The organism is Piscinibacter sp. XHJ-5 (assembly GCF_029855045.1).
Taxonomy (GTDB): Bacteria; Pseudomonadota; Gammaproteobacteria; order Burkholderiales; family Burkholderiaceae_C; genus Albitalea.
In genome coordinates, this window is record NZ_CP123228.1 from 1409117 (window position 1) to 1422626 (window position 13510).

General features: G+C 68.7%; 12 protein-coding genes. 10 read left to right on the forward strand and 2 right to left on the reverse strand.

What is annotated here, in order from left to right:
• Position 1: 1 nt before the first annotated feature.
• Together puuE and P7V53_RS06725 are read right to left on the reverse strand one after the other, a co-directional pair.
• Positions 2–958 carry an allantoinase PuuE gene (gene puuE / locus P7V53_RS06720; RefSeq protein WP_280154710.1) on the reverse strand — a complete coding sequence of 319 codons (957 nt, stop codon included), beginning with the start codon at positions 956–958 and terminating at the stop codon, positions 2–4.
• Entirely contained in the window at positions 955–1692 is a 738-nt protein-coding gene (locus tag P7V53_RS06725) for a GntR family transcriptional regulator (RefSeq protein ID WP_280154711.1), read from the reverse strand. Before P7V53_RS06725 ends, puuE begins: the two co-directional genes overlap by 4 nt.
• 82 nt (positions 1693–1774) lie before the next feature.
• On the opposite strand from P7V53_RS06725, the gene uraH reads away from it, so the two are divergent.
• From uraH to P7V53_RS06775, 10 genes are all read left to right on the forward strand, one after another.
• Positions 1775–2128: a hydroxyisourate hydrolase gene (uraH, locus tag P7V53_RS06730; RefSeq protein WP_280154712.1), complete on the forward strand. Its 354-nt coding sequence runs from the start codon at positions 1775–1777 to the stop codon at positions 2126–2128.
• A 162-nt stretch (positions 2129–2290) separates the two neighbouring features.
• Complete coding sequence (locus P7V53_RS06735; protein WP_280154713.1) at positions 2291–3487, forward strand: urate hydroxylase PuuD; 1197 nt, start codon at positions 2291–2293, stop codon at positions 3485–3487.
• A gap of 537 nt (positions 3488–4024) precedes the next feature.
• Entirely contained in the window at positions 4025–5194 is a 1170-nt protein-coding gene (locus P7V53_RS06740) for an ROK family protein (RefSeq protein WP_280156452.1), read from the forward strand.
• The gene (locus P7V53_RS06745; RefSeq protein WP_280154714.1) at positions 5191–6675 is read left to right on the forward strand and encodes a sugar ABC transporter ATP-binding protein; all 1485 of its coding nucleotides are present in this window, start codon (positions 5191–5193) and stop codon (positions 6673–6675) included. Before P7V53_RS06740 ends, P7V53_RS06745 begins: the two co-directional genes overlap by 4 nt.
• The gene (locus P7V53_RS06750) at positions 6656–7666 is read left to right on the forward strand and encodes an ABC transporter permease (RefSeq protein WP_280154715.1); all 1011 of its coding nucleotides are present in this window, start codon (positions 6656–6658) and stop codon (positions 7664–7666) included. Before P7V53_RS06745 ends, P7V53_RS06750 begins: the two co-directional genes overlap by 20 nt.
• 56 nt (positions 7667–7722) lie before the next feature.
• Positions 7723–8682, forward strand: a complete 960-nt coding sequence (locus P7V53_RS06755; protein ID WP_280154716.1) for a substrate-binding domain-containing protein — start codon at positions 7723–7725, stop codon at positions 8680–8682.
• Positions 8683–8810: 128 nt separating this feature from the next.
• The gene (locus P7V53_RS06760) at positions 8811–9830 is read left to right on the forward strand and encodes a sugar phosphate isomerase/epimerase family protein (protein ID WP_280154717.1); all 1020 of its coding nucleotides are present in this window, start codon (positions 8811–8813) and stop codon (positions 9828–9830) included.
• A 26-nt stretch (positions 9831–9856) separates the two neighbouring features.
• Entirely contained in the window at positions 9857–10981 is a 1125-nt protein-coding gene (locus P7V53_RS06765; RefSeq protein ID WP_280156453.1) for a Gfo/Idh/MocA family oxidoreductase, read from the forward strand.
• 68 nt (positions 10982–11049) lie between these two features.
• Positions 11050–12735, forward strand: coding sequence for a hypothetical protein (locus tag P7V53_RS06770; RefSeq protein WP_280154718.1), 1686 nt, complete (start codon positions 11050–11052; stop codon positions 12733–12735).
• Positions 12732–13415: a hypothetical protein gene (locus tag P7V53_RS06775; protein WP_280154719.1), complete on the forward strand. Its 684-nt coding sequence runs from the start codon at positions 12732–12734 to the stop codon at positions 13413–13415. The genes P7V53_RS06770 and P7V53_RS06775 overlap by 4 nt, the downstream gene beginning before the upstream one ends.
• The last annotated feature ends 95 nt before the right edge of the window (positions 13416–13510 follow it).

Below are 13510 nucleotides of genomic sequence, written 5' to 3' on the forward strand. Positions count from 1 at the left end.
GTCAGCTCCAGTCGAACGCGGTGCGCTCGTCGTAGGGGTGCGTCCCCTTCCAGTGGCGCGCGATGTCGATGCGGCGACACACCCACACGTGGTCGTGCGCCTGCACGTGGTCGAGAAAACGCTGCAGCGAACGCATGCGACCGGGCCGCCCGAGCAGGCGGCAGTGCATGCCGATGCTCATCATCTTCGGCCGGTCCAGGCCCGCGGGATCGCCCTCGGCATAGAGCACGTCGAAGCTGTCGCGCAGGTAGTGGAAGAAGTCCTCGCCGGTGGCAAAGCCCTGCGGCAGCGAGAAGCGCATGTCGTTGGCGTCCAGCGTGTACGGCACGACGAGGTGCGGCACCTGCGCGCCGTCGCTCCTGCGCACGCGCAGCCAGAACGGCAGGTCCTCGCCGTAATGGTCGCTGTCGTACTCGAAGCCGCCGTGGTCGGCGACGAGTCGGCGCGTGTTCGGGCTGTCGCGACCGGTGTACCAGCCGAGCGGGCGCTCGCCCGTCAGCTCCTCGATGATGCGCATGCCGGTGCGCAGGTGCTCGCGCTCGAGGGCTTCGTCGACCGTCTGGTAGTGGATCCAGCGCCAACCGTGGCAGGCGATCTCGTGGCCGAGATCGACGAAGGCCTGCGTGAGCTCGGGATGCCGCTGCAGCGCCATCGCCACGCCGAACACCGTCAGCGGCAGGCCACGCCGCTCGAACTCGCGCAGCAGCCGCCAGACGCCGGCGCGCGAACCGTACTCGTAGATCGACTCCATGCTGAGGTGGCGCGCCGGATAGCTGGCCGGATTGAACAGCTCCGAGAGGAACTGCTCGCTGCCGCCGTCGCCGTGCAGCACGGAGTTCTCGCCGCCCTCCTCGTAGTTGAGGACGAACTGCACGGCGATGCGGGCGCCGTTGGGCCACCGGGCGTGCGGCGGATGGGCGCCGTAGCCTCGAAGATCGCGCGGATAGGGTGAGGTCATGATCGTGGCCGCAACGCCGACTCGAGGTCGGGCACGCGCGGATCGAGTTGGAGATTGCGTTCGACGTGCAGCAGGTGGTCTTCCATGAGGCGCTGCGCGGCACGGGCGTCGCGCTTCTCGAGCGCGTCGACGATGGCCACATGCTCCTCGAAGGAGTGCTCGGCCGAATGCGAGGACTGGTACATCAGCGCGATCAGCGAGCAGCGCGACAGCAGCTCCTGCAGCATCTCCGCCAGCGTGTCGTTGCCCAGCATGCGCGCCAGCACGGCGTGGAAGTCGGCCAGCAGCCGCGTGCGGCCGGACACGTCCACCTGGCTCACCGAGGCGCGCTCGGCGCCCAGGTGCTCGCGCAGTTCGGCCACCTGCTCGCGCGTGATGGTGGCGGCCAGGCGGCGGATCATGGCCGACTCGAGCATGTGGCGGACCTCGAACACCTGGCGCGCCTCCTCCACGCTGGGCTCGGCCACGCGTGCGCCGCGTGCCGGCTCGAGCGTGACCAGCTTGTCGCGGCTGAGACGGTTGAGCGCCTGCCGCACCAGCGTGCGAGAGACCTGGAAGATGTCGGCGATCTTCTGCTCCGCGAGCTTGGTGCCCGGCATCAGCCGCCGCTCGACGATGGCGGTGGTGATGGACTCGACGATGCGCTCGGTGGCGCCGCTGTCCGACGCGGACGCGGCGCCCCTTCGGCGGGGCCGCGGCAGGTCGACGATGTTGCGGGCGGCGCGGGCGGGCATCGGAGGAGGCGGGGCTTGAAGTGTTCGAGAAAGTGTATACACTTTGGGCGGCATTGCAAGCCGAAAATCAAGCGAGGCCTCCGTGGGAAAACTGACGACGCACGTGCTCGACACGATGAACGGGTGCCCGGCCGCGGGCATGAAGGTGGCGCTGTACCGCATCGGGGGCGCGCAGCCGGAGCTCATCCGGTCGCTGGTGCTCAACGGCGACGGGCGAGCCGACGCGCCGCTGCTCGAAGGCGCCACCATGCGTGCCGGGCAGTATCGGCTGGTGTTCGAGGTCGCTGGGTATTTCCGCGGCCGCGGCGTCTCGCTGCCGCAGCCGCCGTTTCTCGACAGCGTCCCGCTGGACTTCGGATTGGCCGATCCGGCGGCCCACTACCACGTGCCGTTGCTGGCGAGCCCGTGGGCGTATTCGACGTATCGCGGTTCGTGAGTTGCCGTTGGGGTGCACCGACGCGGAACCCGCACGAACTTGCCGCCATGTGCTATCCTGAACTGTATACAGTCGCAGCGGGCAATTCCCTCATCGCCGCGACCATCACACGCTCACAGCGCCCGCAGTGGTGAGCCGGCAATTGACTTCGTTGCTGCATCGATGGACGCCTACCTTCTCGACTGGCTCAACCTCCTGCTGCGCTGGGCCCACGTGATCGTCGCCATTGCGTGGATCGGCTCATCGTTCTACTTCGTCTTCCTCGACAACAGCCTCACGCCGCCGACGGACCCCGAGCTGAAAGCCAAGGGCGTCGACGGGGAGCTGTGGGCAGTGCACGGCGGAGGCTTCTACAACCCGCAGAAGTACTTCGTCGCGCCCAAGCGAATTCCCGAGCACCTGCACTGGTTCTACTGGGAGAGCTACTCCACCTGGCTCACGGGCTTCGCGCTGTTCACCGTGATGTACCTGTGGCAGGCCGGCAGCTTCCTCATCGACAAGAGCGTGCATGCGTGGTCACCGGCCGCCGCGATCGCGGCCGCGCTCGGCTTCCTCGTCGCGTTCTGGCTCGTCTACGACGTGATCTGCCGCGTCTTCGGCCAGCGGCCGAACGGCGAGCGCATCGTCGGCATCGCGGTGGCGCTGTTCGTGGTGCTTGCGGCGTGGCTGGCCTGCCAGCTGTTCGCCGGCCGGGCCGCCTTCCTGCTGGTCGGCGCGATGCTGGCCACGGCGATGAGCGCCAACGTGGCGCACTGGATCATCCCGGGCCAGCGCAAGGTCATCGCGCAGATGAAGGCCGGCGAGCCGGTCGATCCCCTTCATGGCCAGCGTGCCAAGCAGCGCAGCGTGCACAACACCTACTTCACGCTTCCGGTGCTGGTGGCCATGCTCAGCAACCACTACGGCTTCCTCTACGGCGGGCGCCACAACTGGCTGGTGCTGGTGCTGCTGATGGCTGCCGGCGCGCTCATCCGCCATTCATTTGTCGCCCGGCACAAGGCGCTGGTGCTGGGCAGGCGCGTGCCGTGGGAATTCGCGGTCGCCGGCTGCGTGGCCCTGATTGGCGTGGTCATCGGCCTCGCGCCGGCCTCGCAGCCGCAAGCCGCCGCCGCGCCGCCCGCCACCTTCGCTCGAGTGCGCGAGGTGGTGACCCAGCGCTGCGTGCTGTGCCACAGCGAGCAGGTGGTGAACAAGAACGTGCAGCTGCACACGCCGGCGCTGATCGAGAAGCAGGCGCAGGCGATCTACCAGCAGGTGGTGGTGCAAAAGACCATGCCGTTGAACAACGCGACGCAGATGACCGATGCGGAGCGCGCGCTGGTGGGGCAGTGGTTCCTGGGGGGAGCAAAGACGCCGTAGCGGCTCTGAATGAGAACGGTGCAAGTCGTGACGCACGGCGATATCAGACTCCTTCGCCCGCTCGCGGGAGAGGGCTGGGGTGAGGGCGAGCATCTCAGGCCGTGGTGACCGGCGCGGCGTTTGCGAAGAGACACGGCCTCCGTTCGCTGCGTTGCAGTCAGAAATCCGTTCGGGCTGAGCCCTTCGACAGCATGCAGCTTCGACAAGCTCAGCCGGAGAGGTCGAGCCGTGCGGCGCTGCCCTTCGACAAGCTCAGGGCGAACGGAATGGGGAGTCATCCCAAGAGTCCTTGCAGTCAGGAATCCGTTCGGGCTGAGCTCGTCGAAGCTGCACACCGATCGGCATGCAGCTTCGACAACCCCGACCCTCTCCCGCGAGCGGGAGAGGGAGAGCGCCTGGTTCCCTGGTTCGATCCAATTCAGGCCGAACTTCGATCTTGTCAGGCCGAAGTAGGCCCAATACGATCCGTCCCCTCACCAAGCGCCGCAAGAGCCGAGGAGACGAATGGTTCGCTGGAAGGAGCTGTCCGCGAATGAGATGACCTTGCTCGACCATGTGTTCTGGTCGAGCAGCATCTCGCGCGAGGCGCTGGCCACCGGCTCCGCGTTCTCCAAGAGCCGCGCCAACGCGGCGGTGGCCGGCATGCTCGAGCAAGGTGTGCTCGAAGCGACCGGCGAGCAGGTGGCCACCGGCGGACGCCGTGCGGAGACGCTTCGCCTCAGCCGCCAATTGGGCGTGCTGCTCGGGGTCGCGCTTGGCGCCACCGGCCTCGAAGTGGGCGTGCTGGCCCCCGACCTCGCGCTGCTGGCGCACCACAGCGAGCCGGCCGACGTGCGCGACGGACCGGCCGTCGTGCTGTCTCGCGTGCGCACGCTGATGCGCGAGCTGCTCAAGCAATGCGGCGCCCGGGCCCGCGATGTGATCGGCATCGGCATCGGCGTGCCCGGCCCGGTCGATTTCGAATCGGGCCAGCTGGTCAATCCGCCGCTGATGCCCGAATGGGACGCGTACGCCATCCGTGACGACCTGCGGGCCGACTACAGCGCGCCGGTGTTCGTGGACAACGACGTCAACGTCATGGCGTTGGGCGAGCTGTGGCGCATGCAGCGCGGGCTGCAGAACTTCCTTGTCATCAAGGTCGGCACCGGCATCGGCTGCGGCATCGTCTGCCATGGCGTCGTGTACCGCGGCGCCAACGGCTCGGCCGGCGATGTGGGCCACATCTGCGTCGACCCCGCCGGGCCGCGTTGCCACTGCGGCAATCTCGGCTGCGTCGAGACCATGGCCGCCGGACCCGCGATCGCGCGCGCCGCCACCGAAGCGGCGCAGACCGGCCAGAGCACGCTGCTGAAGCAGATGCTCGACGAGCGCGGCGTGCTCAAGCTGCAGGACGTTGCCCAGGCGAGCCGCGCCGGCGACGTGGCGGCCAACGCCATCGTGCAGCGCTCGGGGGCGCTGATCGGCCAGATGCTGGCCTCGGTGGTGAACTTCTACAACCCCTCGCACATCTTCGTCGGCGGCGGCATCCAGCGCATCGGACCGCTGTTCCTGGCGGCGCTGCGCCAGAGCGTGTACCACCGCTCGCTGGCACTGTCGACGCGCCACCTGGAGATCCAGTACACGCCCCTTGGCGAACGCGGCGGGATCATCGGCGCGGGCGTGCTGGCGATGCAGGAGAGCCTGCGCTTGCACGAGGTGTCCCGATGAGCCTTGCAGTCGCTTTCCAGGACGTGGTCAAGTTCTTCGGCCCGGTGCAGGTGCTGCATGGCGTCAGCTTCGCGCTCGAGCCCGGCCGCATCTACGGACTGCTCGGCGAGAACGGCGCTGGCAAGTCGACGCTGATGAAGATCGCGGCCGGCTACGAGCCGGCCAGCGGCGGCGAACTGCTCATCGACGGGCGGCCGGTGCACTTCAACGGCTCGCGTGCCGCCGAGGCCGAAGGCATCGTGCTGATCCACCAGGAATTCAATCTCGCCGAGGACCTGACCGTGGCGCAGAACATCTTCCTGGGACACGAGAAGAAGCGCGGCTGGCTGCTCGACGACGCCGCGATGCGCGAAGGGGCGGCCACCGTGATGCGCCAGGTCGGCTTGCAGGCCGATCCCGACACCAAGGTCCGCCACCTCATCGTCGCCGAGAAGCAGCTGGTCGAGATCGCGAAGGCGCTGGCGCGCAAGGCCCGCCTGCTGATCATGGACGAGCCGACCGCCACGCTGACCCCTTCGGAGACGGAACGCCTGTTCGCGCTGATGGCCCAGCTCAAGGCCGCCGGCGTGACCATCATCTACATCTCGCACAAGCTCGACGAGGTCGAGCGCATCACCGACGAGGTGATCGTGATGCGCGACGGCCGCTTCGTCGCGCGCGACGCCACGGCGAAGCTGTCGCGCCAGCAGATGGCCAACCTGATGGTCGGCCGCGAGTTGTCCGACCTGTTCCCGCCGCGGCAGGCGCATCCGGATGGCGCGCCGCTGCTGACCGTGCGGCGACTGCGCGTGCCCGGTTGGGCCGAGGACGTGAGCTTCGAGGTGCGCGCCGGCGAGATCCTGGGCTTCGCCGGCCTGGTCGGGGCCGGCCGCACCGAGTTGTTCGAAGGCCTGCTGGGACTGCGGCCGCACACTGCCGAGCGCGTCGAGATCTCCGGCAGGCCGGTTCACATCCGCAGCCCGCGCCAGGCCGCCCGTCTCGGGCTCACCTACCTCAGCGAGGACCGCAAGGGCAAGGGCCTGCACGTGGCGTTCGGGATGACCGAGAACCTGACGCTGATGGACCTGCAGCGCTATGCGCGGCCGTGGCTTCGACGGGGCGACGAGCGCGCGGCGCTGAAACAGGCGGTGGCCGACTTCGGCATCCGCACCGGATCGCTGTCGCTGCGTGCGTCGTCGCTGTCCGGCGGCAACCAGCAGAAGCTTGCGGTGGCCAAGGTGCTGCAGCCGCGCCCGCGGGTGGTCGTGCTGGACGAACCGACACGCGGCGTCGATGTCGGCGCCAAGCGCGACATCTACTTCCTGATCCACAAGCTCGCGGCCGAAGGCTGCGGGGTCGTCGTCATCTCGTCCGAGCTGATCGAGCTGATCGGCCTGTGCCACCGCGTCGCGGTGATGCGCGCCGGCCGGCTGCAGGCCACGCTGCCGGCCGAGCGACTGAGCGAAGAGGAGCTGATCGCCCATGCCACCGGCACGCACTGACACCGCCGCTTCCGCCGCCGCCTCGACCTGGGCCGGACGCTGGGACCGCCTGCACGGCTTCGGCCCCGTCGTCGGCCTGGTGCTGCTGTGCATCGCCGGCACGCTGCTCAACAGCGAGTTCGCCACGGTCGACAACGCCATGAACGTGCTGACCCGCACGGCCTTCATCGGCATCATCGCCGTGGGGATGTGCTTCGTCATCATCTCCGGCGGCATCGACCTGTCGGTCGGCTCCATGGCCGCGCTGATCGCGGGCAGCGTCATCCTGGTCATGAACGGCGCCGCACCGCGGGGCTGGCCGCCCATGGCCATCGTCGCGCTGGGCATGGGCGTCGCGCTGGTGCTCGGCGCCGCCTTCGGCCTGGCGCACGGGCTGCTCATCACGCGCGGGCGCATCGAGCCCTTCATCGTCACGCTGGGCACCCTGGGCATCTTCCGCGCCTGCCTCACGTACTTCGCCGACGGCGGCGCGATCACGCTCGACAACGCGCTGGCCGACGCGTACAGCCCGGTCTACTACGCCAGCCTGCTCGGCATGCCCGTCCCGGTATGGATCTTCGCCGCCGTGGCGGCGGCCGGCGGCGTCATCCTCAACCGCACGGCCTACGGCCGCTACGTGCAGGCGATCGGCTCCAACGAGCAGGTGGCGCGCTATGCCGCGGTCAACGTCGACCGGGTGAAGACCTCGACCTACGTGCTGCTCGGCGTGTGCGTCGGCACGGCGACGCTGCTGTACGTGCCGCGCCTGGGATCGGCGTCGCCGACCACGGGCCTGCTGTGGGAGCTGGAAGCGATCGCCGCGGTGATCGTGGGCGGCACCGCCCTGCGCGGCGGCGCCGGCAGCATCGCCGGCACCGTCGTCGGCGCGGTGCTGCTCTCGGTGATCAGCAACATCCTCAACCTCACCAACATCATCAGCGTGTACCTCAATGCGGCGGTGCAGGGGCTGGTGATCATCGTGGTGGCCTTCATGCAGCGAAGGCGGCCGTGATGGACTCGAAACGTGCCCTTGACCAACCTCTCACCCACCACAACGGAGACATCGTCATGACCCCCCTTCGCTCCCGGCTGCTCTCCCTGGCCCTGGCCTTCACTGCATTCGGCGTTCAAGCCCAGCAAAGCGACAAGGTGAACCTCGGCGTCGCCATCCCCGCGGCCACGCATGCCTTCACCGCCGGCATCGTCTTCTGGGCCAACCAGGCGAAGAAGGACCTGGAGAAGGCGCATCCGAACCTCAAGGTCACGGTGAAGACGGCCGGCGGCGCACCCGAGCAGGCCAACCAGCTGCAGGACCTGCTGAGCGCCACCAAGATCGACACCCTGGTGATCTTTCCGTTCGAATCGGCGGCGCTGACCAAGCCGGTGGCGCAGGCCAAGGCCAAGGGCGTGTACGTCACCGTCGTCGACCGCGGCCTGACCGACACCAGCGCACAGGACGCCTATGTGTCCGGCGACAACACCGCCTTCGGCCGGATCCCGGCCGAGTACCTGGCGAAGGCGCTCAACGGCAAGGGCAACATCGTCGCGCTGCGCGGCATCCCGACCACGATCGACAACGAGCGCATGAACGCCTTCACCGAGGTGATGAAGAAGTACCCGGAGATCAAGATCCTCGACGCCAAGCACGGCAACTGGAACCGCGACGACGCCTTCAAGGTGATGCAGGATTACCTGACGCGCTTCAAGCAGATCGACGCGGTGTGGGCGGCCGACGACGACATGGCCGTCGGCGTGCTGAAGGCCATCGAGCAGGCCAAGCGCAAGGACATCAAGATCGTGTTCGGCGGGGCCGGCATGAAGCAGATGGTCAAGACGCTGATGGACGGCAGCAATCCGCTGATCAAGGCCAACGTGTCCTACTCGCCGAAGTTCATGTACGACGCGATCAAGCTGACCGCCGAGGCGCGGCTGAAGAACGAGAAGCTGCCGCCCAGCACCATCATCCCGTCGGTGCTCATCACCAAGGAAAACGCAAAGCAGTACTACTTCCCGGATTCGCCTTTTTGAATCCCCCCGGAGCGCCTGACGGCGCTCCCCCCCAGGGGGCGACGCTGGCGGACCGGCGGAGCCGGATCCGCGGCGTCTGCTGGAGGGGCGCCCTGACTGCGTCGGGCTTTCCACATTTGGAGGCGTTGATGCCGCGACCGATTACGCTCTTTACCGGCCAATGGGCCGACATGCCGTTGGCCGAGCTGGCCCCGTTGGCCAGGCGCATGGGCTACGACGGGCTGGAGCTGGCCTGCTGGGGCGATCACTTCGACGTGCGTGAAGCGCTCGACTCGCCGCGCTACGTCGCCGACAAGCGCAGGCTGCTGGCGGATGCCGGGCTGCAGTGCTTCGCGATCGGCAACCACCTGGTCGGACAGGCGGTCTGCGACCTGATCGACGAGCGTCACCAGGCGATCGTGCCGGCCCGTGTGTGGGGCGACGGCGATCCGGAGGGGGTGCGCCGGCGCGCCGCGCAGGAGATGAAGGACACGGCGCGCGCCGCCGCGCGCTTGGGCGTGAAGACGGTGACCGGCCTCACCGGCTCGTCGATCTGGCATGCGGTGTATGCGTTTCCGCCGACGTCGCAGGCGTACATCGACCGCGGCTACGCCGACTTCGCGGCGCGCTGGCGGCCCATCCTCGACGAGTTCGACGCGCAGGACGTGAACTTCGCGCTCGAGGTGCACCCCACCGAGATCGCCTTCGACATCGCCTCGGCGCAGCGCGCGCTCGATGCCCTGAAGCAGCACCGGCGCTTCGGCTTCAACTTCGACCCCAGCCACCTCGCCTACCAGGGCGTGGACTACATCCGCTTCATCCGCGGCTTCGGCGAGCGGATCTTCAACGCGCACATGAAGGACGTGTGGTGGGACAAGGGCGACGGCACGGTCGGCGTGTTCGGTGGCCACACCTCGTTCGGCGATGCGCGCCGGCGCTGGGACTTTCGCAGCGTGGGCCGCGGCATGATCGACTTCGAGTCGCTCATCGTGGCGCTCAACGACGTGGGCTATGCCGGGCCGCTCAGCGTCGAGTGGGAGGACAGCCGCATGGATCGCGTCCACGGCGCCACCGAGAGCGCGGCCTTCTGCCGGCGCCTCGACTTCCCGGCCGCGGCGGGCGCCTTCGACGCGGCGTTCGAGCGCCCGCAGGCCGGGATGGCGGGGTGAGCGGCGTGTCCAGACTGCGCGCCGCGATGGTGGGCGGGGGCCGCGACGCCTTCATCGGCCGCGTCCACCGCCATGCGATGGCGCTCGACGCGCGCTTCGATCTGGTGGCGGGCGCGCTGTCGTCGCAGCCGGAGAAGGCGCTGGCTTCGGGCCGCGATCTCGGCTTGCGCGACGAGCGCAACCACGGCAGCTGGCAGGCGCTGCTGGATCACGAGCTCTCGCTGCCGGCCGAGGAGCGCGTGCAGGTGGTGGCCATCGTCACGCCCAACCACCTGCACCACGAGATCGCGCTGGCCTTCGTGGAAGCCGGATTCCACGTGGTGTGCGACAAGCCGCTGGTGCACACCAGCGAGCAGGCCGACGCGCTGGTGCGCGCCGTCGCCCGGCGCGGCACGGTGTTCGGCGTCACCTACAACTACGGCGGCTACCCCATGGTGCGACAGGCGCGCGAGATGGTGCGCCAGGGCGCCATCGGCGAGATCCGCAAGGTGGTCGTCGAGTACCACCAGGGGTGGCTCGCGACGCCGCTGGAAGGCGGCAACAAGCAGGCCGACTGGCGGACCGATCCGGCGCGCAGCGGCATCGCCGGCGCCATCGGCGACATCGGTTCGCACGCGGAGAACCTGGCCGCGACGGTGACCGGGCTGGAGATCGAGAGCCTGTGCGCCGAGCTGCGTACCGTCGTCCCCGGCCGACGGCTCGATGACGACGCCAGCGTCCTGCTGCGCTTTCGAGGCGGCGCCGCGGGTGTGCTCCTCGCGTCGCAGATTGCGGCCGGCTGCGAGAACGACCTGCGGCTGCGCGTGTTCGGCAGCGAGGGATCGCTCGACTGGCGCCAGGAGGATCCGAACGTGCTGATCCACGCGCCGCTGGCCGCCCCCCGGCAGGTCCTCACGCGCGGGTCGCCATGGCTCAGCGAGGCGGCGCAGCGCGCATGCCGCATTCCGGCGGGCCATCCCGAGGCGTTCCTGGAGGCGTTCGCCAACATCTATCGCGGTGTGGCGGCGGACATCGACGCCCGCTTGGCGGGAGTCGCCGCCGATCCCCTCGATGCGGACTACCCGCATGTCGAAGACGGCGCGCGCGGGGTCAGGTTCATCGAGACGGTGGTGGCGTCGGCGAATTCCGAAGCCAGGTGGACGCCGATCTGACGGTCGGCGAGTGCGCTGTCGGCGCAACCACGATGGCGCCGCGCCGGCGCGATGCCTAAACTCGCCCCATGCTGCTCGAACCCTCCCCGGCCGCCAAAGTCGAGTCCGAGCGCAGCGCCGCCACTTCGGTGCGCCACCTGCGCCAGATCCTGTTGTGGCCGCTGCGGCTGCTGCCGCAGTCGCAGCAAGGCGATGAGCGCAAGCCACCGTGGAAACTGCTCAGCGACCTCGGCGAGCAGTCGCCGTGGCGCGAGGTGGTCGACGAATACACCGGCGACCGCGACCGGTTCCACGAGCGTCACTACAACGAGTTCGTCGCCTTCCTGCCGGTGGTGCAGCGCTTTCTCTATGGCGACGGACGCTCGGCGCGGCAGGGGGACGGCGAGGGCAGCGGTCCGCCGATGCGGGTCTTCCGCCGCCGCGACATCGCGGCCTTGCGCGCGCGTGCGCGGCCCGGCGATCCCCTGGTCACGCTCCACGTGGTCCACGTCGACCTCTACTTCTTCTACGACGTCGACGTCGCCATCCTGAACGTCGAGGTCAGCGCCGACGACCTTCCGCTGCCGCTGGCGCAGGAGCTGCTGTATCGCTTCGGCCGCGCCTATCCGGCAGGCTGGGACGACCAGGGGCGGGCGCTGAACTGCCTGGACAGCCTGGAGTGGCTGGATGGCGAAGGCCGCGTGCTCGCGCGCTCCGACGCGCAGCAGCGGGAGGCGTTTCTCTCCCACGTGTGCGAGCACCGCGCGCCGCGGCTGTCGACGCACTGGGCGTTCGTGCTCGCGCCGCTGGTGAGCCACCATTCCGACGACCGCGGCGTGCTGCGTTTCCGCCAGATCGAGTACCACCGCATGCCGATGATGGCCTACCTGGCGCTGGCCGACCCCTGCGCGCTGACGCGCAACGATTTCGTCCGCCTCGGCCTCGTCACCGGCGCGGCCAGTGACGCCGTGCCCTACAACGAGCAGCACCTGGCCGACTTCGAGCGGCGCTATTGCTACGACCGCTTCTGGTGCGACAGCGGGGCCGCACCGAACACGCGCTACCTGTGCAACGGCCATGCGCTGGTGGTCGTCGGCCGCGCGCAATCGGAGTTCTTCGGCTGCCGCGACCGCGGCGTGCTCGCGCAATTCCGGCATCAGCACTTCCTCCTTTTCCTCATCGCGCACTTCCAGAAGGCGGCGCTGCTGATGTTCTCCGACCGGCTGGTCGAGGCGCTGAAGCAGCTCGACGTGAACCGGCCCGCCAGCGTCAAGCGCTTCAAGCGCGCGATCCGCGAGAGCTTCGAGCAGTTCCTGCGCTTCACGCACCGCTACTGGTTCCACGAGGTGTCCGATCAGGCGCAGGTGAGGGCGCTGTTCCAGATGTGCGCCACGCATCTCGGCCTCGACGGCCTGTACGTCGAGGTCAAGGAGCGCATCGCCGACATGAACAGCTACCTCGACGCCGACAGCCTGCGGCGCCAGGCCAACACCGTCGTGCGCCTGACGGTGGTGACCATCTTCGGCCTGATCGGCACGGTGACCACCGGCTTTCTCGGCATGAACCTGCTGTCCGAGGCCGACGCGCCGATGACGCGCAAGCTGCTGTTCTTCTGCCTGGTGTTCGTCGTGACGACCGTGCTCACCGTCTACACGATGTCCAAGTCCAAGCGCCTGTCCGACTTCCTCGATGCGCTGTCGGACGAGCGCTTGTCGGCGTGGTCGAAGGTGAAGGCGCTGGTGGCGGTGTGGTGGCTGCCGCGCGAAGAACGATGACGCCCTTCTTCATTGCCGCCTGCGTCGCCCTGTCCATCGTCTGCGCCCTGCTGTGGCAGCGCCAGGTCACGCTGCGCCGCGACGCCTTCATCCGCAACTATTCGCTGCCGCACGGCCTGTTCGAGAAGCTGCGCCGGCGCCATCCGCAGCTCACGCTGAAGGAATGCCAGCTCGTCTCGCACGGCCTGCGCCAGTTCTTTCTCGCGCATCTGAAGAGCGGGCGGCAGTACGTCTCCATGCCTTCGCAGGTGGCCGACGACCTCTGGCACGAGTTCATCCTGTACACCAAGAACTACCAGGCGTTTTGCGAACGTGCCTTCGGGCGGTTCTTCCACCACACGCCGGCGGCGGTGTTGAGCGGCGGCCAGCGTCGCAGCAACGAGGGGTTGCGTCGCTGCTGGTGGCATGTGTGCCGCGAAGAGAACATCGATCCGCGCGCACCGACCCGGCTGCCGCTGCTGTTCGCGCTGGACGCCAAGCTCAACATCGCCAACGGGTTTCGCTACGCCGCCGATTGCGAAGCGCTGAGGCGGCAGGGACTGGCCGATGGCGCGGTGCACTGCGGCGGTGATTTCTCGAGCAGCAGCGTGGACGGGGGAACCGACGGATTGGGCGACGGCGGCGATGCGGGCGGCGGGGACGGCAGTGGTTGCGGCGGCGGGTGCGGCGGCGGAGACTAGTGGCCTGTACCGGTCGATTCGGGAGTGAAGGTCGCGCAGGCGAGTGCCCCAGGCGCCTTGCCAGCGATGCACGACACCCGCCACGGGAACATCGA